Source organism: Streptomyces sp. NPDC002573 (assembly GCF_042889625.1).
GTDB classification, from domain to species: domain Bacteria; phylum Actinomycetota; class Actinomycetes; order Streptomycetales; family Streptomycetaceae; genus Streptomyces; species Streptomyces gibsoniae.
In genome coordinates this window covers 164,551-188,618 of record NZ_JBIARC010000005.1, presented here as the reverse complement: position 1 = coordinate 188,618, position 24,068 = coordinate 164,551, and the positions used below count along the sequence as shown (strand labels likewise).

General features: G+C 73.0%; 23 protein-coding genes. 8 read left to right on the top strand and 15 right to left on the bottom strand.

Features of this window, described 5'->3' with window-relative positions:
• Positions 1-36: 36 nt before the first annotated feature.
• The 3 genes from ACFYX0_RS07360 to ACFYX0_RS07350 form a co-directional block, all read right to left on the bottom strand.
• Entirely contained in the window at positions 37-522 is a 486-nt protein-coding gene (locus ACFYX0_RS07360) for an SSI family serine proteinase inhibitor (protein ID WP_388967400.1), read from the bottom strand.
• Positions 519-1,838 carry a M14 family zinc carboxypeptidase gene (locus ACFYX0_RS07355; RefSeq protein WP_388967397.1) on the bottom strand — a complete coding sequence of 440 codons (1,320 nt, stop codon included), beginning with the start codon at positions 1,836-1,838 and terminating at the stop codon, positions 519-521. Before ACFYX0_RS07355 ends, ACFYX0_RS07360 begins: the two co-directional genes overlap by 4 nt.
• 209 nt (positions 1,839-2,047) lie before the next feature.
• Complete coding sequence (locus tag ACFYX0_RS07350; RefSeq protein WP_311700163.1) at positions 2,048-2,599, bottom strand: DUF1707 and FHA domain-containing protein; 552 nt, start codon at positions 2,597-2,599, stop codon at positions 2,048-2,050.
• 172 nt (positions 2,600-2,771) lie between these two features.
• Between ACFYX0_RS07350 and treZ the strand changes: the two genes are divergently transcribed.
• Entirely contained in the window at positions 2,772-4,517 is a 1,746-nt protein-coding gene (gene treZ, locus ACFYX0_RS07345) for a malto-oligosyltrehalose trehalohydrolase (RefSeq protein ID WP_388967395.1), read from the top strand.
• 42 nt (positions 4,518-4,559) lie between these two features.
• Here treZ and ACFYX0_RS07340 read toward each other — a convergent pair whose 3' ends face one another.
• The 4 genes from ACFYX0_RS07340 to cyc2 all read right to left on the bottom strand — a co-directional run bounded on the left by ACFYX0_RS07340 (position 4,560) and on the right by cyc2 (position 9,672).
• A complete protein-coding gene (locus tag ACFYX0_RS07340; protein WP_388967392.1) occupies positions 4,560-5,483 on the bottom strand; it encodes an aminoglycoside phosphotransferase family protein in 924 nt (307 codons plus the stop codon).
• A 56-nt stretch (positions 5,484-5,539) separates the two neighbouring features.
• The gene (locus ACFYX0_RS07335) at positions 5,540-6,685 is read right to left on the bottom strand and encodes a M24 family metallopeptidase (protein WP_388967389.1); all 1,146 of its coding nucleotides are present in this window, start codon (positions 6,683-6,685) and stop codon (positions 5,540-5,542) included.
• 115 nt (positions 6,686-6,800) lie between these two features.
• Positions 6,801-7,421, bottom strand: coding sequence for a PDZ domain-containing protein (locus ACFYX0_RS07330; protein WP_388967386.1), 621 nt, complete (start codon positions 7,419-7,421; stop codon positions 6,801-6,803).
• A 49-nt stretch (positions 7,422-7,470) separates the two neighbouring features.
• Entirely contained in the window at positions 7,471-9,672 is a 2,202-nt protein-coding gene (gene cyc2, locus ACFYX0_RS07325) for a germacradienol/geosmin synthase Cyc2 (RefSeq protein ID WP_388967383.1), read from the bottom strand.
• A 173-nt stretch (positions 9,673-9,845) separates the two neighbouring features.
• Between cyc2 and ACFYX0_RS07320 the strand changes: the two genes are divergently transcribed.
• Positions 9,846-10,625, top strand: a complete 780-nt coding sequence (locus tag ACFYX0_RS07320; RefSeq protein ID WP_355906003.1) for an alpha/beta hydrolase — start codon at positions 9,846-9,848, stop codon at positions 10,623-10,625.
• The gene (locus ACFYX0_RS07315) at positions 10,622-11,884 is read left to right on the top strand and encodes a cytochrome P450 (protein ID WP_388967379.1); all 1,263 of its coding nucleotides are present in this window, start codon (positions 10,622-10,624) and stop codon (positions 11,882-11,884) included. Before ACFYX0_RS07320 ends, ACFYX0_RS07315 begins: the two co-directional genes overlap by 4 nt.
• Positions 11,885-11,890: 6 nt before the next feature.
• Here the strand turns inward: ACFYX0_RS07315 and ACFYX0_RS07310 are convergent, their stop codons facing one another.
• Entirely contained in the window at positions 11,891-13,039 is a 1,149-nt protein-coding gene (locus ACFYX0_RS07310; protein WP_388967376.1) for a damage-control phosphatase ARMT1 family protein, read from the bottom strand.
• Complete coding sequence (locus ACFYX0_RS07305; protein ID WP_388967373.1) at positions 13,032-13,607, bottom strand: hypothetical protein; 576 nt, start codon at positions 13,605-13,607, stop codon at positions 13,032-13,034. The genes ACFYX0_RS07310 and ACFYX0_RS07305 overlap by 8 nt, the downstream gene beginning before the upstream one ends.
• A 195-nt stretch (positions 13,608-13,802) precedes the next feature.
• On the opposite strand from ACFYX0_RS07305, the gene ACFYX0_RS07300 reads away from it, so the two are divergent.
• On the top strand, positions 13,803-14,687 hold the full coding sequence (locus tag ACFYX0_RS07300; protein WP_388967370.1) for a lytic polysaccharide monooxygenase: 885 nt from the start codon (positions 13,803-13,805) through the stop codon (positions 14,685-14,687).
• A 61-nt stretch (positions 14,688-14,748) separates the two neighbouring features.
• Here the strand turns inward: ACFYX0_RS07300 and ACFYX0_RS07295 are convergent, their stop codons facing one another.
• Positions 14,749-15,405, bottom strand: a complete 657-nt coding sequence (locus tag ACFYX0_RS07295; protein ID WP_388967367.1) for a Tat pathway signal sequence domain protein — start codon at positions 15,403-15,405, stop codon at positions 14,749-14,751.
• 634 nt (positions 15,406-16,039) lie between these two features.
• Between ACFYX0_RS07295 and ACFYX0_RS07290 the strand changes: the two genes are divergently transcribed.
• Together ACFYX0_RS07290 and ACFYX0_RS07285 are read left to right on the top strand one after the other, a co-directional pair.
• Positions 16,040-16,714, top strand: a complete 675-nt coding sequence (locus ACFYX0_RS07290; protein ID WP_388967364.1) for a DUF6230 family protein — start codon at positions 16,040-16,042, stop codon at positions 16,712-16,714.
• Complete coding sequence (locus ACFYX0_RS07285) at positions 16,714-17,133, top strand: DUF6114 domain-containing protein (protein ID WP_388967361.1); 420 nt, start codon at positions 16,714-16,716, stop codon at positions 17,131-17,133. The genes ACFYX0_RS07290 and ACFYX0_RS07285 overlap by 1 nt, the downstream gene beginning before the upstream one ends.
• A gap of 94 nt (positions 17,134-17,227) precedes the next feature.
• Here the strand turns inward: ACFYX0_RS07285 and ACFYX0_RS07280 are convergent, their stop codons facing one another.
• The 3 genes from ACFYX0_RS07280 to ACFYX0_RS07270 form a co-directional block, all read right to left on the bottom strand.
• On the bottom strand, positions 17,228-18,034 hold the full coding sequence (locus ACFYX0_RS07280) for a VOC family protein (protein ID WP_388967358.1): 807 nt from the start codon (positions 18,032-18,034) through the stop codon (positions 17,228-17,230).
• A 162-nt stretch (positions 18,035-18,196) separates the two neighbouring features.
• Positions 18,197-18,667: a hypothetical protein gene (locus ACFYX0_RS07275; RefSeq protein WP_388967355.1), complete on the bottom strand. Its 471-nt coding sequence runs from the start codon at positions 18,665-18,667 to the stop codon at positions 18,197-18,199.
• 154 nt (positions 18,668-18,821) lie between these two features.
• Positions 18,822-19,301: an ATP-binding protein gene (locus ACFYX0_RS07270; protein WP_388967352.1), complete on the bottom strand. Its 480-nt coding sequence runs from the start codon at positions 19,299-19,301 to the stop codon at positions 18,822-18,824.
• 293 nt (positions 19,302-19,594) lie between these two features.
• Here ACFYX0_RS07270 and ACFYX0_RS07265 point away from each other — a divergent pair, with 293 nt between their 5' ends.
• Together ACFYX0_RS07265 and ACFYX0_RS07260 are read left to right on the top strand one after the other, a co-directional pair.
• Positions 19,595-20,470, top strand: a complete 876-nt coding sequence (locus ACFYX0_RS07265; protein WP_388967348.1) for a helix-turn-helix domain-containing protein — start codon at positions 19,595-19,597, stop codon at positions 20,468-20,470.
• A 95-nt stretch (positions 20,471-20,565) separates the two neighbouring features.
• Positions 20,566-21,381, top strand: coding sequence for an SAM-dependent methyltransferase (locus tag ACFYX0_RS07260; RefSeq protein WP_355906036.1), 816 nt, complete (start codon positions 20,566-20,568; stop codon positions 21,379-21,381).
• A 15-nt stretch (positions 21,382-21,396) separates the two neighbouring features.
• Here the strand turns inward: ACFYX0_RS07260 and ACFYX0_RS07255 are convergent, their stop codons facing one another.
• Positions 21,397-22,893 carry an aromatic amino acid ammonia-lyase gene (locus tag ACFYX0_RS07255; RefSeq protein WP_388967345.1) on the bottom strand — a complete coding sequence of 499 codons (1,497 nt, stop codon included), beginning with the start codon at positions 22,891-22,893 and terminating at the stop codon, positions 21,397-21,399.
• 10 nt (positions 22,894-22,903) lie between these two features.
• Entirely contained in the window at positions 22,904-23,863 is a 960-nt protein-coding gene (locus tag ACFYX0_RS07250) for an ABC transporter substrate-binding protein (protein WP_388967342.1), read from the bottom strand.
• Positions 23,864-24,068 lie beyond the last annotated feature (205 nt).

The window sequence follows — 24,068 nt, the reverse complement described above, 5'->3', positions numbered from 1 at the left end:
CCGTGCCGGACGCCGGGCACGCGCGCGGGGTGCGGCTCAGTGCCGTAGGTCCGCACCTGTCCGGTGCGGGACGCCCGGGGCCGACCGGTGGGGTACGCCGCCCGGCTCCGCCCGGTCCGCGATCGCGAACACCGCTCCCGTCCTCGCCTGCAGCTCGCACGCGTTGGCGAAGGTGTGGCTGTACTCCACCTGGCGCTCGTCCCACTCACCGCGCGCGGTCACCGTGACGGGGGAGTAGAGCATCGGGCAGAACGAGTGGCCGGGCGGGATACGGCCGATGTCCCCCTGCGCCGCCCGGAGTTCCGCGCAGGCCTCGGCGGCGCGGGAGTACCCCCGGGGCGGGTCGCACAGCAGCAGCGTGCCGTTGATCTCCCGGGACCGCTCGTCGCCGTGGGTGACGGTGAGATAGAGCCAGTTGCCGTTGGCGACCGGGAGGGGCGCGGCCTGGGCCGGCGTCATGGGGAGCAGGGCCGCCGCGGCGATGAGGACGCCGCGCAGGGCCAGGGTGGTCTTCGTCGTCATTCCGTATGCATCGGCACCGCGGCCTGCGGGCCCCAGCCGGACTCACCCGAACGGGAGCGCACGGGCGCCTCCCGCCCGGCCAGCTCGACGGCGGCGAGCACCACGCGCGTCTGGTACTCGGCCTGCCGGGCGACCGGGATCCAGCGCGCCCCGTAGCCGTCGCAGTAGTCGGCGCACCAGTCGTCGATGAGCCCGTCGAGTTCCAGCAGCACCCCGGCCGCCTCGCGCCCGGCGGCCCGGGCGAGTTGGTGAAGCAGTCCGGCGGTGCGCAGCGCGACGCGGCGCCCGGAGATGCCGAGGGCGGTCAGCCGGGCGGTGTCGAGCGCGGGCAGCGGCCGTCGGCCGGCGGCGTGGACGTCCGGGTCCCAGGAGTCCGCGAGTCCGGGGCCGACCAGTAAATAGTCGTCCACCGGGGCGAGCAGCCGGTCGGCGTCCGGGACGGCGGCCAGCCGGGGACGGATCCGGTCCAGGAGTCCCGCCAGCAGCCCGGTGTCGTGGCGCAGGGTGGCGCTGACGGCGCGGAGCACCGCCTCGGGGTCCGGGGGCGGCGAGGCGTCCTCCACGGCCCGCACGCCCCACATGGGAGCCTCCACGACCGCGGTGACGGTTCCGTAGCGGTGCGGGTGGAACCAGGTCGACTCGACCGCGGCCTCCGTGATCGCCGCGGCCAGGTCGCCGCGCCGGGGCGGCGGGATGCGGTACACGGCGGGCCCGAGGGCCGGCCAGTACAGGGTGTCGTAGGGGCCGAGTTCGCGCGGGATGCCGAGGCGGGCCGCGCACTGGGCGACGCGCTGGGCCATGCCCGGCAGATCGTGGGTCAGCTCGACGAATCCGCCACCTACGTCGACGCCGTGCAGGGAGCACTGGAAGAAGGGCCGCAACTCGTCCTGGAGGTCGAGCAGCGCGCGGGTCTCGGGCAGGGCGGCGCGCTCCGCGCCGTCGGGCAGCCACTCGGGCTGCTCCAGGAAACCGGGCCGGAAGAAGTTCCGGAAGTAGCGGCCGAGGGTGTACGGGCCCGACAGCCAGCCCTCGTTGCGGCGCGCGCCGTCGGGGTCGAGGCAGAGCAGCAGGTTCCAGGTGGTGTCGGCGCCCAGGCGGGGGTCGGCGAGCACCCGCTCGGCCAGGCGCAGGGCGGTGGCTCCCCCGACGGGTTCGTTGGCGTGGGGTCCGGCGACGACGAGGGTGTGGCGGTCGCCGTGGCCGACGGAGAGCAGCCACAGGGGTGTGCCGCCCCGGGAGGTCCCCACGGGGCGCAGCCGGGCGTCGCGGGGGCGGCGGGCGGCGAGCGCGGCCGCGTGGGCGCCGAGTTCGTCCACGCTGGGGTAGCGGAGGAGTGACGACAGGGCACACCTCCACTGTGTGGTGCCGTCGGTTCACCTGATGTGCACGGCGTACGCACAGTCAGTCACGGCCCGGGAGCTACGTCAACACCGCGGCGGGTACGCGCGCGGGGCGGGACGCGGGACGGCACTCCGACGGCGGAACGGGGCGCGGCGGGCGCACTCCGGGGCGCCGGGGCGGCCGGCTACTGCGCGGACAGCCGGAAGATCATCGACCCGAAGCTCACCTGGTCGCCGTCCCGGACGACCGCGGCGCCGATCACCCGGCGGCCGTTGACGGAGGTGCCGTTGGTCGAGCCGAGGTCGCGCAGCACCCAGAGGCCGCCCTGGTGCCGGAGTTCGGCGTGCACCCGGGAGACCGTCTCATGGCTGAGCCGGAGGCCGCTCGCGGGGTCACGGCCGATCCGCAGCGGATAGGGGTTGCCCGGCTGGGGCAGCAGCAGCTTCGGCAGCCGCTCGGCCTGCCAGGCCCGGCGCAGCCGCACGGTGAAGCCGGAGACCGCCTCGACGGCCCCGAAGACATGACGCGACCAGTGCTTCTCGGAGGTCAGGTCGGCCGTGAGCGCGGCCAGTTCCCGCGGCTCCCGGGCGGCCAGGGCCAGCTCCATCCGCCGCATGAACGTGTCGTGCGACAGACGCCCCAGGGCGACGCCGTCACTGAGCACCTTCAGCGCCCTGTCACGTTCGGCGTCCGACAGCCGCGCGGGGTAGGTATGGAACTCGAAGGACGACGTCACGGAGGTGATTGTCGGTCAGTCGGCCCGCACTGTCCAGGAGACGACAAAACGACCGCCGACGCCGAGGGAGTCCTTCGGGCGTGTCAAAAGGGTGGATCCGGCGGCCGATTGATCTCGTATGAAGCACCATGGACGCGCTACATCACGATGAGCAGACGAGGGGGAACCGTCCGTGCAGTTCGAGGTGTGGGCACCACAGGCAGCCAGGGTGACGCTCCGGTGCGGGGACGCCACGCACGCGTTGGCGCGCGATCCGGAGCGGTCGGGGTGGTGGACCGGTGAGGCGGAGGCCGGGGACGGCACCCGGTACGGGTTCGCGGTGGACGACGGCCCGGCGCTGCCCGATCCGCGGTCGCGGCGCCAGCCGGACGGCCCGGACGGGCTGAGCGCGGTGGTCGACCAGGGGAGGTACGAATGGCGTTCCGGGTGGGCGGGGCGCGGGCTGCCCGGTGCGGTGCTGTACGAGCTGCATGTGGGGACGTACACCCGCGAGGGCACGCTGGACGCGGCGGCGCAGCGGCTGGAACATCTGGTGGAACTGGGCGTCACCCACGTCGAGTTGATGCCGCTGTGCCCGTTCCCGGGCCGGCACGGGTGGGGGTACGAGGGCGTCAGTCTCTGGGCGGTGCACGAGCCGTACGGCGGGCCCGAGGCGCTGAAACGGTTCGTCGACCGGGCCCATGAACTCGGGCTCGGGGTGGTGCTGGACGTGGTCCACAACCACCTCGGCCCCTCCGGCAACCACCTGCCCGCGTTCGGCCCGTACTTCACGGAGACGCATCACACGCCCTGGGGCGCCGCGGTGAACCTGGACGCGCCGGGCTCGGACGAGGTGCGCGCGTATCTGATCGGCAGCGCGCTGGCCTGGCTGCGCGACTACCGGCTCGACGGGCTGCGCCTGGACGCGGTGCACGCGCTCCACGACACCCGCGCGCTGCACTTCCTGGAGGAGCTGTCCTCGGAGGTGGACGCGCTGGCCGCCGAGACCGGCCGGCCGCTGTTCCTGATCGCCGAGTCGGACCTCGGCGACCCGCGGGTCATCACCCCGCGCACGGAGCACGGGCTCGGGCTGCACGCCCAGTGGAACGACGACTTCCATCACGCGCTGCACACCGCGCTGACCGGTGAGTCCCAGGGCTACTACGAGGACTTCGCCCGGGCACCCCTCGCGGCCTTCGCCAAGACCCTGACGGGCGGCTTCTTCCACGACGGCACCTACTCGACGTTCCGCGGCCGGCGGCACGGGCGCCCGCTGGACCGTTCACGGCTGTCCGCCCACCGTCTGCTCGGCTATTCCCAGACCCACGACCAGATCGGCAACCGCGCCCTCGGGGACCGGCTCTCCGCGTCCCTCTCCCCCGGGCTGCTGGCGTGCGCGGCGGCACTGGTGCTCACCGCCCCGTTCACCCCGATGCTGTTCATGGGCGAGGAGTGGGCCGCGGGGACGCCCTGGCAGTTCTTCACCGACCACACCGATCCCGAGCTGGCCAAGGCCGTACGGCACGGCAGACGCCGGGAGTTCGCGGCCCACGGCTGGGCGGAGGAGGACGTGCCGGACCCCCAGGACCCGGCGACCCGCGACCGCTCCTGCCTCGACTGGTCCGAGCCGGCGAGCGAGCCGCACGCGCGCGTGCTGGCCTGGTACCGCGAGCTGATCGCGCTGCGCCACGCCCAGCCCGATCTGCTGGACCCCGACCTGGAGGACGTGAAGGTCGCCTACGACGAGGACGCCCGCTGGTTCGCCTTCCGCCGCGGCGACGTACGGGTCGCCGTGAACCTCGCCAAGGAACCCGCGCGGATCCACCTCGGTCTGCCGCACGCGCGCGTACTGGCCGCCTGGGAACCGGTGCAGCCGCCGGACGAGGAGGGCGTGCTGCATCTGCCCGGCGAGTCCTGCGTCGTGCTGACGCAGGCGTGACGGGACGTCGGGACCCCGGTGCGGCCGGGCCCCCCGGGGTCCCTACGGAGCGTCGTCGTCCGGGAGTTCGGTGATCCGCTCCAGCAGGATCGCCTCCCAGGCGCGCCGCAGTCGTGCGCGCAGGACGGGTGGCGGGGTGCGGTCGCGGCCGTCGAGTGCGTCGGCGAGACGGGTGAGCGTGTCGCAGCGGGCGAGCCAGAGGCCGCGCAGACAGGGGCGGGGGCCGTAGCCCGCCAGGGTCGCGGCGCGCACCGCCGTGGGCGCGCCGACGGCGACCGCCAGGGAGGCGATGTCCTCGGCCGGGTCGCCGACGACCGCCTCGGTCCAGCCGAGGACCCCGCGCACCCGCCCCTCGCCGCTCACCACGAGATGGTCGCCGCCGAGGTTGTGGTGGACCAGGACGGCGGCGCCGGGCTGGGGGACGAGTTGGCGGCCGGCGGGCGCGGTGAGCTGGGCGAGGCGCGCGGGGTCGAACTCCTCGTCCTTGGCGAGGCGGTCGGCAGCGCTCGCGGCGGCGGCCCGGAGCGCCTCCAGGGAGCGGGGCGGGACCCGGGGCACGCCGAGGGACTCGGCCTGACGTACCGGTACCTCGCGCAAACCGGTGAGCAGCGTCGCGAGGTCCGCCTCGCCGAGCGCGGAGACGTCCGGTGCCTCGCCGGTGGTGCCGGGCAGCCGGGTGTCGAGGGTGTAGCCGAGGCCGGCGGCCCACTCGCCGTGCGCGACACTCGCTGGCACGGCGACCCCGGTGTGCGGCCGCACCAGCGTGCGCAGGCGCAGTTCGCGCCGCTGGCGCGCGGAGGCGTCGCGGTCGGTGGCCAGCCGCAGCACATGGCGGGTGCCGACCCACCAGGTGGAGTGTCCCGGGCCCTCGGCGGCGGGTGTCACCTCCGGTCCGCCCTGGTCGGGGAGCAGGGTGCGGACCAGTCGGCGGACGGTCTCCGCCGTCGGTCTCGGTGCCTGGGTCATGATCGCGCCGTTGTCGTCTCGGGGGCGTGCTGGGGACTCCTGGTGCCGGGCGGCCGCTAGTCGACCAACGCCATCTCCCTGGGGGTGTCGTTGAAACGGCGTCCGCCGTTCTCGGTCACCGTCACGATGTCCTCGATCCGGACGCCGAAGCGGCCGGGCAGATAGACACCGGGCTCCACGGAGAAGCACATGCCGGGGACGAGGGGCAGTTCCTCGCCCTCGATCATGTACGGCGGCTCGTGGGTGGTGACGCCGATGCCGTGCCCGGTGCGGTGGATGAAGTACTCGCCGTACCCCGCGTCGGCGATGACCGCGCGGGCCGCCCGGTCCACGTCCTGGCAGGCGGCACCCGGCCGGACCGCGCGGAAACCCGCTTCCTGGGCCGCGCGCACCAGGTCGTGCACCGTGCGCTCCTCGTCGGTCGGTTCGCCCACGTGGACGGTGCGGGAGGTGTCCGAGCCGTAGCCGTGCTTGAGGCCGCCGAAGTCGAGGACGACTATGTCGCCGCGCTCGATGACGCGCTCACCGGCCTCGTGGTGCGGGTTGGCGCCGTTGGGGCCGGAGGCGACGATGGTGAAGTCGACCTGTGTGTGCCCGAACTGCCGCAGCAGATCGGCGAGATCCGCGGCGACCTCCCGCTCCCGGCGTCCCGCGAAGGCGACCTTCCTGATCTCCTCGTAGGCCGCGTCCGCGGCGGCTCCGGCGGCCGCCAGCCGGTCGAGTTCGGCGGCGTCCTTCACGGCCCGCAGCATCGGCAGAGCGCGGGTGAGGGCGATGTGTCCGGCGTCCGGGAGGCGCTCGCGCAGGCCGAGCAGATGCAGGGCCCAGGCGTTGTCGCTGATGCCGTAGCGGCCGTCGGGGCGCAGCACGCCGGCGGCGGCCTCGTACGGGTCGTGGCCGTCGGTCCAGTCGCGCAGCGTCAGCGCGGGCGCGCCGGCCGCCTCCGCCGCGTCGGGCGCCTCCAGGGTGGGCACGACGAGAACGGGGTCGTGTCCGGCCCGCAGCACCAGCAGCGTGAGGCGTTCGGTCTCCACCGGCCGGTACCCGGTCAGCCACACCAGGTCGGGCCCCGGCGCGATCAGCAGCCCGGCGAGCCCGGCCGCGTCGGCGGCCTCCGCGGCGCGCCGCATTCGGGCCGCGTAGTCGCCGGCGGTGAAGGGCGCGGGTCCGCCTGTGTCGGGCTGCGCTGACGTGCCGGTCATCCTTGTTCCTCCGCGGGTCCGGATCCTCCCAGGGGCTACGGGCAGCATCCTGCCCCTCCACCGGGACGGATGCGAGCCCATTGCGACCATGGCGGCCGTGCGGCGGCGTTACGGATCAGGTGAGGACGCCGGGCGTCGCGGTCAGGTGGGCACGGGTGCCGTCGGAACGGCGGACGGTGAGGGTGACGGTGGTGCCCGGGCGGACGGCGGCGATCGCTCTCGCGAGGTCTCCGGCCGAGCCCAGGCGCGTCCGGTCGAGCGCGAGCACGACATCGCCGCGCACCAGCCCCGCCGAGTAACCGGCGCCCGGGGCATGCACGCCGACCAGCAGGGCACCGCCACCCTCGGCGTCGACGGCCTCGACGCCGAGGGTGGCCCGCGGGGGCGCCGGTGCGGGGCCCTCACCTCCGCCGCGGGCCGCGGCGGGGGCGGTGCGCGCCGGGGCGTGCCCGGTGCCCCGCGACCGGCCGCCGGCGACCGAGGGGGTGAACCGCCCGGCCGCCACCGCATGCCGCTTCAGCTGTGCGAACCGGCCTATGCCGGTCACCGTGGCGCCCACCGTGCCGAGCCCCACCCCGGACAGCACCATGAACGTCCCGGCGACCAGGACGCACAGCACGATCGTCAGGCCTCCGCCCCGGCGCGCAGGGGGCGGACGCCGTGCGGGGCCGGACGGCCGCCCCTCTCCGGCCCTCCGGCCCGGCCCCGGGTCGGGGCGCGACGCGGCCCGGTCCATGGATCACCTCCTGTTCGTACCGCCTCGGCTCCGTCCGGCACGCCCGCGGTCAGCGGGGCACCGGCTCGGGCCGCAGGCTGACGGCCGAGGCCAGGTCCGGGACGAACCCGTGGGTGCGCCGGGCCAGGTCGGCGGCGCCGTAACGGTGGCAGCCGCGGTGCCAGTTCAGGATGCCGGACATGTAGTTCTGCAGATCCACGACATAGCCGTCCATGACGGCCCTGGCCTCCTTCGAGAGGCCGAAGTCGTCGTAGAGCACCGGGATCTCGCGCTCGGCGACATGCTGGAACTGCCGCATGCGCTGGGTCATCAGGTCGCCCACGATCCGCACGGCTGTCGGGTAGTCGCAGCCGAAGAAGTTCTGCACGACGAGCACGGCGTTGTGGATCTCGCCCTCGTACTGGATCTCCTTCTGGTACGAGAAGACATCGTTGATCAGCATCGCGTAGTCGATGGCCGCGTTCTCCAGGGCACGGACCGTGCCGCTGCGGTACACCTCGGGCGGCACCTCGGGGCCGTGGCCCATGCGGCACAGGTTCTTGGTGAGGTCGGCGCCGAAGGTCGCGCGGCGCATCTCCAGATAGTCCACGGGGTCCGGGATGCGGTTCTGGAGCTGGTTGGACAGCTCCCACAGCCAGCTCTCGGTCATCGTGTCCACGGCGGCGCGCAGGGTGCTTCGCTGGTCGGGGGTCATGCCGGCGGTGGTGCGCGCCCACAGGTCGATCAGACCGCGCTCCAGGCCGTTGGCCGGCACCGGGAGTTCCGCGCCGGCGAGCGGCATGCACGACGACAGCCGCGCGGTGCACGCGCGCGCCGCGGCGAGGTCGCGCCGGAGACCGAAGACGAGCGGGTAGTAGTCGTCGCCGTAGGTGCCCCAGGCTAGCCACTCGGAGCTGAGGTCCAGCGCCTCGGGGGTGGCGTCCGGGTCCAGACCGGCCGCGCACAGCGGAAGGTCGTAGGCGAGGAGCTTGTCCTCGTCCCAGACGCCCTCCTGGAGGATGCCCGCCCGGTGCGCCCAGGAGGTGAGTCTGTCGCGGGCCCCGTCCAGATGCGGGCTGAGCGCCAGCTCGTAGGGCATGTGGAAGTCGGGGAGCCGGGAGGGGCCGACCCGCTGGAAGGGAACGTGGGTGTAGGCCCGCAACCTCCCCCACTGCCCGAAAGGCGTGGGAGGTGCCCCCACCGCGCCGGCGTCGGCGAGCAGTGCGCGTACGTCGGCGGCGGATGTGCCGAGGCCGGTCGGTCCGGGGCGCTGCCCGGTGCGGACCTCCTTGTTCATGTAGCGGCTGGACCGCATGTGCCATTCGTGGCCGCCGGACTGCCAGTCCTGAAGTCCCTTGGCGTACGCCCCGATCGCGGCGACCTCGTCCGGGGTGAGGCCCCTGTCCAGGGCGAGGGCGGGCACCTCGGTGAGCGCGGTGTGCTCGAACTGGTGCAGCCGTGAGGTGAGGATGTCGTTGACGGTCTCCGCCGCCTCCTGCGTGGTGCAGCCGAAGAAGGTCTCCAGGACGAGCACGCCGTTGCTGAGTTCGCCCTCCTCCTCGACCTCGCGCTGGTACGAGAACAGGTCGTTGCGCAGGTGAACGCCGTCGGAGAACGTCTCCATCAGTACGCGCAGCGGGCGTGACTCGGCCACGGCGGCGGGCACTTCGGCGGTCGCGAACTCGACCAGGCCCGCGGACCAGGGGGCACCGCCCACCTTGCGGCGCATCTCGATGTACTCGACGGGATTGGAGATCCGTCCTTCGTTGATGTTGGACAGCTCCCACAGCGACTCGTTGAGCAGATGCTCGGTCGCGACCGCGAACCGGCGCCGCCAGTCCGGGGACATCGACGGCACGGTGCGCGCCCACAGGTCGGCGAGTCCCGCCTCGACTGGGTTCTCCGGCTCGGGTACGGGGGTCGCCGGGTCCGTGGGCATGAACAGCGGCAGCCGGTCCAGATGGGCCTTGCCGGCGACACGGTCCTGGGTGCGTTTGAAGGCCTCCAGAAAGTGGTCGTCGAAGAAGAACACCCAGACGTACCAGTCGGTGATGAGGGAGAGGGCCGGGCCGTCGCAGTCGGGATGGGTGTACGCGCACAGCAGCCCGTAGTCGTGCGCTTCGAGGTCGGTCTGCTCCCAGATGCCGGAGCCCTCCAGCATGCCCATGGCACGGGCCCATTCCGTGGAGTGGGAGCGCGCCTCGTCGAGATGCGGATTCAGCCGCGCGGGATACGGCATGTAGAAGTGCGGGAGTTGGAACGGCTGCGTCATGGCCCGGCACTACCCGGGGGCTCAGCGGGCCATCCGTGTGACGGGAGGTGATCACACCATCGCGTGAATCGGGGGCACGGGCGCCTTCCACGGCCAAGGGCTCGCGGACTTTCCGGCGCACAGGGACCTCACGCCCCCTTGCCGCCTCTTCTCCCCGGGGCCACGGTATGCGCATGACCTCCTTCGTGCTGCCTCATGAAGTGCATGGCGACGGCGCCCACAAGGTGTTCGCGGTGCACGGCTGGTTCGCCGACCGCTCCGCGTACGCGACCGTGCTGCCGGATCTCGACCGTGCCGCCTTCACCTACGCCCTGGTGGATCTGCGCGGGTACGGGGCGGCACGGGACGCCTCCGGCGCGTTCGGCACCGCCGAGGCCGCCGCCGACCTCCTGGCGCTGGCGGACCGGCTGGGCTGGGACCGGTTCTCGGTGGTCGGGCACTCGATGGGCGGCGCGGTCGCACAGCGGCTGCTCGCGCTCGCCCCCGACCGTCTGCGCAGGATCGTCGGCGTCTCGCCCGTCCCGGCCTCGGGGATGGCCCTGCCCGCCGACCAGTGGGAGCTGTTCGCGGGGGCCGCCCACCAGCCGGCGAACCGGCGCGTCATCCTCGATGTCACCACCGGCGGCCGGGCCCCGGCCGCCTGGCTGGACCGTATGGTCGCGCGGTCCCTGGCGCACAGCGACGCGACGGCGTTCCGGGCGTGGCTGGACTCATGGGCCCGGGAGGACTTCCACGCCGAGGTCAAGGGGGCGACCGTGCCCGCACTGGCCGTCACGGGCGCGCTCGACCCCGCGCTGACGACGGCGCTGCTGCGCGAGACCTGGCTGCGCTGGTACCCCGGCGGCGCACTGGTCGAACTGCCGTCGGCCGGCCACTACGCGATGGACGAGGCGCCCCTCGACCTGATCCGCACGGTGGAGGACTTCCTGCGGGCCGAGGGCACCGCCGCGTGAACGTACGGCAGGCGCCGCCCGTCCCCGATGTCTTCGACCCGCGGCGGTACGCCGACGGGGTGCCCCACGCGGCGTACCGGATCCTGCGCGACCACCATCCCGTCGCCTGGCAGGAGGAGCCCGAGGTGCTCGGCTGGCCGGCGGGGCCCGGCTTCTGGGCGGTGACCCGGCACGCGGACGTGGTGCGCGTGCTGAAGGACTCGGCGACGTACTCCTCGTATCTCGGTGCCACCCAGATCCGTGACCCCGATCCGGCGGACCTGCCGTTCATCCGGCGGATGATGCTCAATCAGGATCCGCCCGCGCAGGGGCGGCTGAGGCGGCTGGTGAGCCGTGCGTTCACTCCGCGGCGCATCGACCGCTTCGCGACGGTCGCGCGGTCCCGGGCACGGTCCCTGTTCGCCGAGGCGGTGGAGGCGGCGCGGGCCGGTGACGGCACCTGTGACGTCGTCGCCGCCGTCACCGACGACTACGCCGTCCGCAATCTGGGCGATCTGCTCGGGGTGCCGGAGTCCGACCGGGAACTGCTGCTGCGCTGGACCCAGCGGGTGATCGGCTACCAGGACCCGGACGAGGCGGGCGAGACACGGCTCGACGCCGGCGGCCGGCCCGTGGATCCGCGCTCGCCGGCCGCCCTGCGGGACATGTTCGGGTATGCGCAGGAGCTGGCCGCCCACAAGCGGGAGCACCCGGCCGACGACATCATGACCACGCTCGCCACGGACCCCGAACTCACCGGCCCCGAGCTGGAGATGTTCTTCTTCCTGCTGACGATCGCCGGCAACGACACGGTCCGCTCCGCCGCCCCCGGCGGACTGCTGGCCCTGGCCGAGCACCCGGAGGCGTACGACGCGGTGCGGGAGCACCCCGGCCGGCTGCCGCTCGCCGTCGAGGAACTGCTGCGCTGGCATCCTCCCGTGCTCAGCTTCCGGCGGACCGCCGCCCACGACACCGAGCTGGGCGGGCGGCACATCCGCGCGGGCGACAAGGTGGTCGTCTTCCACGCCTCCGCCAACCGGGACGAGCGTGTCTTCGCCGCGCCGGACCGGCTCGACCCGTTCCGGACGCCGAACCCGCACGTCTCCTTCGGGGACGGTCCGCATGTCTGCCTCGGCGCGCACTTCGCCCGGTTGCAGTTGCGGGTGCTCTACGAGGAGGCGCTACGCGCCCTGCCCGCGCCCTGCCTGGCCGCGCCGCCGGAACGACTCGTCTCCAACTTCATCAACGGCGTCAAGTCGCTTCTGTTGCGGGTGACTTGACGACGGTCATGGCCGGACCTGGACCAGGGCGTGCGTGCCGTTCGTGCGCCACCGCCGACCCTCGGCGGCGACCAGGGCCGCCTCCGTGGCCGCGTCCAGGCCGACGATCACGTCGGACTTCAGGGTGCGCAGTGCCGCCACGGGGCCCGGGAAGTAGGCGGTGGTCTCCGCGAACGAGGTCGTCGGCGGGTAGAGCCGGTCGCCCACCAGGCGGCGGTAGTTGAGGTCGCCCTTGAAGACGGTCAGGTCCGCCGCGGCGAACTGGGCGCGCAAGTCCTCCGGCATGTCCGCGTAGGGCAGCGGGGCGCAGGAGAAGGGGTGCGCCCTGACGTCGATACGTCCGTCGGCCAGCGCCGCCCACAGCCGCTCCCCGGCGTCGGCGGCCGCGCCCTTGGCGGCGGTCAGCCGGCGTACCGCGTCCACGACATCGGCCGTCGTGGCGTCGGAGATGTAGTAGGGGTACGGCTTCACCTGCAGCAGCGCCCGCCGGGCCCGCCCGTGGCACAGCAGATGGTCGAGGAACAGCAGGTCCGGGATCAGCTCCCGGCCCGCGTTGTCGGCGACCAGGCAGACGGTGTCGACGGGCAGCAGGGCCCAGAGGGCCTCGCTGTCGTCGGCGACGAGCTCGGAGACCGCCGTGGTGGTGCCGGGTACGGAGAGCCGGAAGCCGAGGTCCGCGCGGTTGCCCCAGAGCGAGCCGTGCAGCAGGGCCCGTGCCTGCTCCTGCTCGGGCTGTCCCGTCAGCCGGTCGAGTGCCGCCAGTTCCTCGTCCGTCTCCGGTGCGTCGAGTTCGGCGAGCTTGAAGGGGCGGAAGGGGTCGATGCCCTGCCAGGGGCCGGGGCCGAAGTAGCCGACGGCCTGGAGGAGGTGGCGGTAGAAGTAGCTCTCGGACCAGAGGAAGGGGACCTCGAACCAGGAGCGGCCGAGGTACCGGCGGGCACCCCAGGCCGCCCAGTGCTCGTCGGCGTCCGTGCCGAGCGGTTCGATGACGCCCTCGGTGGCGCTGGTCAGCAGCGCGTCGAGCGCCCGCCGCTGACCGGGGTCGTAGGGGAAGGCGTCCCGTACCGCGCGGATGAGGGCGGGGTGGCGCGCGGCGAGCACACCGTGCGCGAAGGAACCCGGCTCGTCGGCGAGGATCACGGGGGCGTCAGGCATGGTCGGGGCTTCCTCCAGGGCCGGCCGGGACGCCGGGCGGCAGCTCCACGTCCGCGAACCGTTCCTCGAGCTGCTGTCCGTAGCCGGCCTCGGTCCACACCAGCTTCTTGAACTGCTCCGGCGTCAGCCGACCCTGCCATGGAGTGCCGCCGGAACAGAACACCGACGCGCATCCGGCGCAGTAGTACGCCGATCGCCACAGTGCGTCGGCGTGCGGCGCGCCCGCCGCCACGTGGGCCCGCTCGCGGGCCTCGTTCCGGACCACGAAGACCGTGCCGATGAACACCAGCACGGCGAGCAGGGTGCCGCCCGCGGTGTAGAGCGGCTTGTGGCCGACGAAGCCCTCGTAGGCGAGGACGACGCCGACACCGGCCATGAGCATGCCCTCCGCGAAGTGCAGTCGGCTGTCGGACCGCGAGGACACCTCCGGCGAGCGCGCCAGCCGGTCGGCCAGCCCCTCGCTCCGGGCCGTCTGCTCGGCGCAGACCTCCGGTACCGCTCGCGCCCCGGCCGAGTCGCAGGCCGGACATATCACCTCGACCGCCCCCGGGGCGCTCTCCGTTGCCATGGCCCTACGCTAACCGCCTCCGCGGTCCGGGTCCGACCGACCGGGGGTTCGAGGGCCGCTCCGGCCCCCTCGTCGCAGGCGGGGCGGGGACCCCGGCAGCGGGGGTGAACACGCGTCACCGTTTCCCCGTACCTCTTCATACGCCTTCGCCTTTTCATATGCCTTGCCGGACCCGATGCGCGCTGGAGAGACCGGATGACCGCACCTCGCACCGCCGCCGCGGCCGCCGTCGCCGTGGCCGTCACGCTGCTGCCGGCGACCCCGGCCTTCGCCCACGGCGCACCCACCGACCCGGTGAGCCGGGTGTTCGCGTGCTCGCCCGAGGGCGGCGGACGGCAGAGCACCGCCGCGTGCCGGGCGGCGATCAAGGCGAACGGCGCGCCGTTCACGGCCTGGGACAACCTGCGGGTGCCGGATGTGAACGGCAGGGACCGGCAGGTGATCCCGAACGGCCGGCTGTGCAGTGGCGGACTGCCCGCCTACCGGGGCCTGGACCTGGCACGCGCCGACTGGCCCTCGACCCGGCTCACGCCCGGGGCAGCGCTGACGATGACGTACAGCTCGACGATCCCGCACACGGGCACGTTCGAGCTGTATCTGACGAGGCAGGGATACGACCCCACCAAGCCGTTGACCTGGTCCGATCTCCCCACCAAGCCGTTCGCCGAGGTCAAGGACCCGCCGCTGCGCAACGGCGGGTACCGGATCAGGGCGACGCTCCCGGCGGACCGTTCGGGGCACCAGGTCCTGTACACGATCTGGCGGAACACGAGCACGACCGACACGTACTACTCGTGCTCGGACGTGGTCTTCCCGGCGTCGGGCGGCTCGGGTGCCTCGGGTGCTTCGAAGGCCGACAAGAACAAGGGCACGTCGGAGACGTCCGGCGCGCCGGGCACGCCCAGCCCGTCCCGGGCCCCCGCGCCGGCGGCCACCGTTTCCGGTGCTCCGGCGGCGGCCACCGTGCCCCGTGGTGGGAGCGGTGGCCCGTCGATGCCGCTGCTCGCGGGCGGTGGCGCCGTGGTGCTCGCGGCGCTCGCCGGGGGCGCCACGCTGATGCTGCGCCGTCGGCGCGGGTGAGCCGACCGAAAGGACCGCCTCCGGTCCGACACGGACCGGGGGCGGTCTTGGAGTAGAGCGTCTAGTTGACGGTGACCGCCGGGCTGCCCGACTGGCTGGTGTCGGTGACCGGGGCGTACTTCGCCGTGAAGTAGCCGTTCGCGAAGCACAGGGACGAGCCCGAGGACTTCGTGAACTGCTGGTTGGTGAAGGTGAGGCTGTCGTCGGCGTTGTCCGTCTTACCGGTCAGGCCGGCGGCCTGGTAGACGCAGGTGATCGAGCCGAGCAGGGTGCGCAGCTTGACCGTGGTCTGGACGGTGGAGCCGGCGGCCGGGGTGACCTTGACCGAACCGTCGGAGGAGACCGCCGTGGTGTAGGGCAGGTTGTCCACCGTGATGCTGGTGACGCCCAGGACACCGGTGACATTGCTGGTGCAGCTGCTGCTGGTGAAGGTGTGGCCGGTCAGCGACTCCGTGGCGGTACCGGGCGCCGCGGGGTTGTCGGTGACGGTCGCGGTGAACGCGGACTGGGTACAGGAGACGCCGCTGGTGCCGGTGGCGCTGGAGTAGAGCGTGGCGGTGGTGCCACTGGCCAGCGAGGCGTTGAGCACGTCGCCGACGGCGACGGCGTTGCCCCCGGCGGTGAGCACCGCGCTGTCCGCGGAGGCGGGGGAGGCCGCGACCACGGCGAGCGCCGCGGCGGCGCCGGTGAGGGCGAGGAGGGATCGAGTCGTACGCATGGGGGGTGCCTCTTCTCCGAAACGGGGAGCTGTGCGGGTGATGGGTGCCGTTGCCGGCCCGGTACGCCTTCTCCGTACGTGCCGGGCCGGCAGCGACCGTCGGCCACCGGCACGGACCGCGGCAGGGGTGAGCGGCCGTGCCGGTGTCGCGGGGAGAAAGAACGGATCGCAGCCGAAAGGCGAAGGGATCCGCGCGTCGCACCGCACGGAAGGGGGGTGTCGCGGACGCTCCGGGCGGACGGGGCCGGGAGAGCGACATGCGCGGTGCCACGGATCCGGCGCCACGGACCCGTTGGAAACAGTCGAAGTTGTAGACCTGATGAGGCGTCAACGTCAATAGAATGTACGGGAGTTGGCGCGCCGCGCGGCTGCGGGCCAGGTGGGGACGGGTGGGCCGGGGCATGGTCTCGACACCCCCTCCCGCACAGGTGTCACACAACCGGCACTCTTCTGCCACAACTCCCTTGACCCTTCATGTAACCCCGGGTAACTTTCTCGCCGGTAACTGCCGCGCCACGAGAAAGCCCTTGCACGCGACGGGACGTGTGAGGAGGCGTCGCGCGGCAGCCGCTGTCCGCGCCAGGACATCGCGCCGGTGAAGCCTTCCCCGCATTGCCTATGCCCAGGAGCAGACATGGCCTCGTCCCCGGATGCCACGGCGTCCCCCGATTCCACCCCCGAGCACCCGGAAAGCGGTTCCGCCACCGGGTCGCCCGCAAGGCACGGGCGGGTCCGCCTGCGCCGCGCCGCGGTGCTGGCGGTGCCTGCGATCGTGCTCGCCGCGGGTCTCGCGATCATGACCGCCCAGGGGGCGCTGGGCGTGCAGCTCTCGATCTCCGGCATGCCCTTCACGGTCACCGCCGACAGCCTGGACGGCACCGGCTTCGAGCAGTTCGGCAAGCTCGACTACATGGCGGACGACAGCCCCAACGCGGGCGACACCGGGGGCCAGGTGCTGGTCGCCACCTCAGTGGTGAAGAGCGCGACGCTCACCAAGCTTTGCCAGAGCGTCGACCTGGGCGGGACCAACCTGTACATCACCGCGGGCGACGGCAAGGAGAAGGTGACCGCCACCGATCTGACCACCGACTCCACCGCGATGTCCGGCAACGCCGAGTTCCACGGCATCGAGATCGGCAACGACGCGAGCACCCTGGACAAGGGCGGCGTGCAGGGCGCCAAGGGCGTCTTCAGCCAGCAGGCCGACACCGTGCACATAGACAAACTGCGGCAGACCAACTACGCCACCACGGCCGGTGTGTTCAAGCTGCCCAACCTCCACCTCAGCTTCCACGACACGGGGTGCTGATGTCCGGCCTGGCGAGGTCCGCCTTCCGGCGCTGGCGGGGGAACCGCCCCTTCTGGGGCGGGTCTCTGCTCGCGCTGGGCGGCGCGGAGATACTCCTCACCGAGAAGGCGCCGCTGAAGGTGATCATGCACATCGGCATCCAGGGCCTGGCGGGCTATCTGCTGCCGACGGTGATGCTGCTGTGCGGACTGCTGGTCCTCTTCAACCCTGCCCAGCGGCTCTTCTACTCGCTCGTCGGCATCCTGGTGTCCCTCGGCACCTGGCTCACGTCCAACCTCGGCGGGTTTCTGATCGGGCTGCTGCTGGGCGCAGCGGGCAGCTGTCTGGCGTTCGGCTGGCTGCCGGACCAGGAGCCACGCCGACGCGTGCTGCGCCGCCGCCGATCGGCTTCCCCCACCGCCGACTCGGCCGCGTCCTGAGCCCCCTCCCCCACGGGGCCCCGCCGGTTCACACCCGCCGGGGTCCCGGGGAGCCAGGCCCGGGGTTCCGCGCATGCGCTCGGGGACGAGCCCTTCAGTGTTCGACCTTGGAGGTCACGGTGAAGCGGGCGCCGTCCGGGTCCGCGAGCACCGCCTCCTCCGCGCCCGCCTCCCACTGAAGTACCTCGCCGCCGTGCGTGCGGGCGGTCCGTACACACGCGGCGACGTCGGCGACCGTGAAGTTCACCTGCCAGTGCGGGCGGATGGTGGGGTCCGGCGCCGACTCCACGGCCCCCGAGTGGATCCGCGCCACCACCACTACCCCGCTGCGCAGCACCACCTCGTCACCGTCGTACTGCACCTCGCAGCAGCCCTGGCGCGAGGTGGCCCAGTCGAGGACCTCCCCGTAGAAGATGGCGGCGTCGAAGGCGTTGCGGGTGTGCAGCCGTATGAAGGTGGGGGCGGCCTCGTGCCACTGCGCCCAGTCCGTCACGAGCCGGCCCTCCCAGATGCCGAAGACGGCCCCGTCGCGGTCCGCGAGGAGGGCCGCCCGGCCGGGCGGCAGGGAGAGCGGGCCGACGGCCGTCGTGCCGCCGCGTTCTCGGCAGCGGGCAGCCACCTCGTCGGCGCTCGGAACGGCGAAGTACACGGTCCAGGCCACGGCCGTCTGCCACATCGAGGCCACGGCCGCGATCCCGGCGACGGGCACGCCGTCCACCTGCGCGACCCGGAACCGGTCGCCGAGGCTGTTCGGCCGCCACTCCCAGCCGAACACGGCCCGGTAGAACTCCTCCGTGGTCTCGACGTCGCGCGTGGTCAGACTGACCCAGCACGGCGCGCCGAAGACCGTGTTGCCGTTGCCGGAGACTCCCCCCTTGCCGTTCGTCTCGTTCTTGGCCATGCCCACACACCGCCCGGTTTCGAGGGGAGGCGCCGGCCACCTCTCCCGTCGCTCGCTCAGGGCATCCGGGTACCCCGATCGCACCCCTGCAAGGATGCGCCACCGGAGGCCTGACGTCATCCGGAGGGGGACCGGGCGGAGCGCCTGAGGCCCGGAACCGCCTCAGGCGCCGACCCCCGAGAACCAGTGCGGGACGCAACCGGTCAGGCGGCAGGCAAGGAAGTACAAGGGGATGGGCGGTGTGTACGGAGAGTCATCACCCGGGCGGTGGATCAGCAGCGGCCGCCCGGCCCGGGGGCCGCTCCAGGAGGGGTCGGTGTGCGGCGCGTCCGTCGCCGGGCCGGCGGCGGGTCCGAGGCGCGCTCCGACCGCGTAGGACATCGACGGCGGCCAGGTGACTCCGATGTCCGAGCCCGCCGGGACGATCCACCACCAGCGGAGGTCGTCGGCGAAGACACAGCCGACCCGCGGCAGCGAGCTCATGATCTTCTCGCCGTGCTCCCTGGCGATGCCCACGGCGTCGTAGCCCAGGGTGGCGGTCAGGTCATCGGGCAGGACGAGCCGCCCGGCGGGGGCGGACGACCGGTCGGGGGACGGATGCGGCGGCGGGTCGCAGGCGTGCAGTCGGTTCATGGGGGTCCTTGGTGCTCGTACGCCTCCGGGGCCGTGCGCCGGGGTGGAGGGGTCCGGACGTGCTTCCCCTCTCCCACCGGTGCGCCCCGTCGGCTCGGTCGGCCGGGTGGGTGGGGGACAGGCCTAGTGCTGCGACCGGAAAGGTTCACCGGCACTAGAGATGCGGGTCGGTCGTGATCACCTCGCCGGGTTCCGGGGCCAGCTCGGCCCAGACCACGCGCCCGGAGTCGTGCGGGGCGTCCCGCATGCCCCAGTCGCCGCTCAGCGCGCCGACCAGGACCAGCCCACGGCCGCCCTGGTCGTCGGGGCCCGGGCAGCCCCGGGCGGGCACGGTGCCGCTGAGGCTCTGGTCCTCGACCTCGATGCGCAGCCGGTGGCCGTCGGTGCTCACCCGGCACAGGACACGTTCGCTCGCGGTGTGCAGCACCACGTTGGTGACGAGTTCGGAGACCACCAGGACCGCGTTGTCGCCCGTGCCCACGCCGGTGCCCCACCGGCGGAGCAGCCCGCGGACACTGCTGCGGGCCGCGCGGACCGCGGACGGGACGGCCGGAAGGTCGAAGACACCCGATCTACGGGGGGAAGCGCCCGCGGGAAGGCGGGCGGAGGACTGGGGGAGGGAGGGCGGAGCCATCGCCGTACGCCTTTCGTCTGCCTGGGCACCCTGGCCGGTGCCCCGCCGCCGGACGCCCGGACGCGTGCCCCGTGTCCCTCGCGCCGCATATACCGACGCACAGCCCCGTCTCCCCCAACTGGGCTGCTCAGCCGCTCCGTTCAGCGGTCTCCGGCGACAGGAACACTCTGGCATCCGCCAACAGCGGCTCGCAACCGGCAAGTTGAAAATTGCAATTCAAGAGGTGCATGCTGCTTCGGTCGGCGGCTGATCGTGACGGACGGCGACCGTGCATCCCGTGCGAGGGGGTAGGCATGACGGCGGAGACCGACTGGGGCGGCGCCCCCACCGTCCTGCGCATGATCCTCGGCCGGCAGCTGGAGGAGCTGCGGATCCGGGCCGGACTGAGCTACGAGCAGGCCGGCGAGGCGATCGGCGTCAGCCACTCCACGATCCGCCGCATGGAGGCCGCCAAGGTGGCCCGGCTGCGGCTCGCCGACGCCGAGAAGCTGCTGCAGACGTACGGCGTCACGGACCGGCGGGAGATCGACACCTTTCTGCGGTCGGTCCGCGAGGCCAACAAACGCGGCTGGTGGCACACCTACCGCGATGTGCTCCCGGACTGGTTCGACGCGTATCTGAGCCTGGAGCAGGCGGCGCTGCAGATCCGGGCGTACGAGCCGGAGTTCGTGCCCGATCTGCTGCAGACCGAGGACTACGCGCGTGCCCAGCTGAGCGCCACCGATCCGCACGCCCCGGCCGAGGCGACCGAGCGGCGGGTGGCGCTGCGCATGCGGCGCCAGGAGCTGCTGGCACGGCCCGCGCCGCCGCGCGTGTGGGTCGTGCTGGACGAGACGGTGCTGCGCTGGCCGGTCGGCGGCGCGGACGTGATGCGCGGTCAGATCGACCGTCTGAGCGCGATGAACGCACTCCCCCATGTCACCGTGCAGATCATGCCGTTCGGCAACGGCCCGCACCCGGCCCTGCGCTCCGGTGCGTTCCATCTCTTCCGGTTCAGGGCGCCCGAGCTGCCGGACGTCGTATATCTGAGCGGCCTCGTGGGCGCGGTCTACCTCGACAAGACCGACGACGTCGTCGTCCACCGCGAGGCCCTGGACCGGCTGGGCGCGCAGGCGGCGCCCGCGAAGAAGACCGAGGCCGTCCTCGGCGCGCTCCGCAAGGAGTGGTGAGGTGCAGCAGCAGCCGTCCTGCGCGGCTGTGTGCCCTGCCACGCGCCCGGCGTCCTCGACCCCCACCCCCACCACCCCCGACACAGGAGGCAGCGTTGTCCGACAACGGATGGCCGGCCGACCGCATCGACACCGAGAGCGCCCATTCGGCGCGTATCTACGACTACATCCTGGGCGGCAAGGACTACTACCCGGCCGACCGGGAGGCGGGCGACGCCATGACCCGGGAGTGGCCCGCCCTGCCCGTCCATATGCGGGCCAACCGCGACTGGATGAACCGGGCGGTGCGCCGGCTCGCGGAGCGGGAGGGGATCCGCCAGTTCCTGGACATCGGCACCGGCATCCCCACCTCCCCCAACCTCCACGAGATCGCCCAGTCGGTGGCCCCCGAGTCCCGGGTGGTCTACGTCGACAACGACCCGATCGTGCTCACCCTCTCCCAGGGCCTGCTGGCCAGCACGCCCGAGGGAAGGACCGCGTACATCGAGGCCGACTTCCGTGACCCGGAGGCGATCCTCGGGGCCCCGGAGTTCCGCGAGACCCTCGACCTCACCCGGCCGGTCGCCCTCACGGTCATCGCCATCGTCCACTTCATGCTGGACGAGGACGACGCGGTGGGGATCGTACGGCGGTTGCTGGAACCGCTGCCGTCCGGCAGCTGTCTGGCGATGACCATCGGCACGGCCGAGTTCGCGCCCGAGGAGGTGGGAAGGGTCGCGCGCGAGTACGCGGCGCGCGACATGCCGATGCGGCTGCGGACGATCGGCGAGGCCCATGAGTTCTTCGAGGGACTGGAGTTGATGGAGCCCGGCATCGTGCAGGTGCACAAGTGGCATCCGGACGGCATGGGCGAGCAGGACATCCGGGACGAGGACATCGCGATGTACGGAGCGATCGCCCGCAAGCCGTGAGTTACGCGGCGGCCGCTACAACTCAGCGAGCCCGGTGAGGAGTTCCGCGGCCGTCGTCACGTCCGCCGTCAGGGGGCGGTCCTCCGTGTCGTCGGGGAGCGCCGCCGCGGCGGATGTGAACACGGGGACGTCCGGCGGGGCGGGATGCAGGCGCAACGCCCGGACGGCGACGACCAGTTCGCAGGCCAGGACGGTGCGACAGGCGTCGGCCGCCCGCATGGTCTGGCGGGAGGCCTGGGAGGCGAAGCTGGCCGCCTCCTCCAGGCCGTGCGAGAGGACCGCGTGCCCCTCGGACGCCGGTGCCGCGCAGGCGCGCAGTTCGGCGAGCGCCGAGTTGGCGGTGTATTCGAGGATCATCGTGCCCGAGCTGCTCGCGGGCCCCGAGGCGAGGAACGCGGGCAGCCCGGTGAGGTCCGGCCGGCCGAGCGCGGTGAGCCGTGCGACGGACAGCCGGGCGGTGCCCAGCAGGGCGAGGCACAGCCCGTCCAGGGCGAGACCCAGCGGCGCCGCGAAGAAGCCGCCGTGGTGGTGGGCGGTGCCGTCCTCGCCGATCAGCGGGTTCTCCGACGGGCAGTTGATCTCGACCTCGAGGACCCCGCGCAGCCGGTCCGCGGCCTCCAGGGCCGGGCCGTGCACCTGGGGAAAGGCCCGGAAGCCGTACGGGTCCTGGATACGCCCCGGCGCGGGTCCCGGCCGGTCGGGGGCGGCGAGCAGCCGGCGCACCTCCGCGGCGGCACGGGCCGCTCCCGGGTAGGGGCGCAGGGCGTGCACGGGAGCCGCGTACGCCTCCAGGGAGCCGGAGACCGCGGCCAGCGACAGGGCGGCCACCGCGTGCGTGGCGCGCAGCAGCACCGTCAGCTCGTGGCAGGCCAGCGCGGACCGGCCGAGTGCGAGGGCGTTGCTGCTGAGCAGGGCGAGCGCGTCGCCGGGCCCCGGGGTCACGGGTGCGGGCAGACCGTCGGCCAGGTCGCCGAGCCAGGGGCGTTCGCCGATCAGGGTCAGCCCGGTCTGGGCGAGCGCCGTCAGATCGCCGGTGCCGATGCCGCCGTACTCGTTGACGGCGGGGTGCACACCGAGACGCAGCGCCTCGGTGAGCGCGCCGACGAAGGCGGGCTGTATGCCGGAGCCGCCCGCCAGCAGCTGGTTGGCGCGTACGGCGAGCATGGCCCGCACCTCACGCGCCGGGAGCAGGGCGCCCGCACCGCCCGCGTGGCTGCGCAGCACCCGAAGGCCGTGGCCTACCTCGTCGTGTGCCGCGACGGTCACCGAGCGGTGGGCGCCGACTCCGGTGCCCCGGCCGTACAACCGGCCCGTGGCGGCGAGCCGCCGGGCCGCGCGCCAGGACCGGCGGGCGCGCTCCAGCGCCTCCGGGGACACGACGGGCTGGGCCTTGCCGTCGGCGAGGCGGACCACCCCGCCGACGTCGAGGCCGCTGCCGTCCAGGACGACGCGAGGGACCGTGTCCCCGGGGGGCGGAGGCACCCGCGTCGGTCCGTCCGCGGCGGTGTCCACGGCGGGCGGGTCAGTCCAGGCCGGCCGACTTCAGCCAGGCCTTGGCGACGTCGAGCGGGTCCTTGTTGTCGAGCTGCACCTGGCTGTCCAGGTCGAGCAGGGCCGCGGTGTCGAGCTTGGCCGAGACCGCGTTGAGCGCCTCGACGCCCTTCTGGGACAGCCCCGACTTGTAGACCAGCGGCTGCACGTTCTCGAACCCGAAGAGGTTCTCCGTGTCCTGCAGGACGACGAACTTCTCCTTGGAGATGGTCGGGTCCGTGGTGAAGAGGTCCGCGGCCTGCACGGTGTCCTTCTGCAGCGCGGCCTGGGTCAACGGGCCGCCCGCGTCGAGCGCCTTGAAGGACTTGAAGTCCAGCCCGTAGACGTCCGTCAGGCCGGCCAGGCCCTGGTGCCGGGTCTGGAACTCCGGCGAGGCGCCCATGACCAGGTCCTTGGCGACGCTCTTCAGATCCGCGATGCTGGACTTGCCGGTGAGGTGGTACTTCTGCGCGGTGGCCGCGTTGACGGTGACCGAGTCCTTGTCCTGCGCGGGCGCCGGATCGAGCAGCGTCAGCTTGGAGTCGAGCTTGGCGTTGATCGCGGCCGTGGTGGCGGCGACCGTCTTCGGGGCCGCGGTCTTGTCGAGGTAGGCCAGCAGGGCGCCGTTGTACTCCGGAAGGACCGTGACGGAGCCGTTCTTGAGCAGGCCGTAGGTGGTCTCGCGGCTGCCGATGTTGGGCTTGTAGCTGACCTTGACACCCTTGGCCTTGAGTGCCTCACCGTAGATGTCGGCGAGCAGGATGCTCTCGGCGAAGTTGTTGGAGCCGACGACGACGCTGTCACCGCCCGCCTGGCCGCCCCCGAGCGGGTCGCCGGACTTGTCGGAGGACGAGGAACACCCCGCGAGCAGTGCCGCCGTGGCGGCGAGGGCGACGACGGCCGCGCCGGGGAGTCTCCTGCTGGACGTGCTGGTGTTCGCGGTAGAAGTCACGATTCCCGTTCCGGGCTCGGGGGGTTGAGACAGGACATGGCTGAGCTGTGCGGAGATGCGGGCACCGCACCCATCGATCCAATCCAGCCGGTTCTCGGTCAGTCAAGCTCATTCTGGTCACCGATTGGCCTCGAAGCGGGGCCAGTTGTGAATGACCGGTTGTGAAGGAGTGACGCACGGACCGGAACGGAACCAGGCGCTCTTT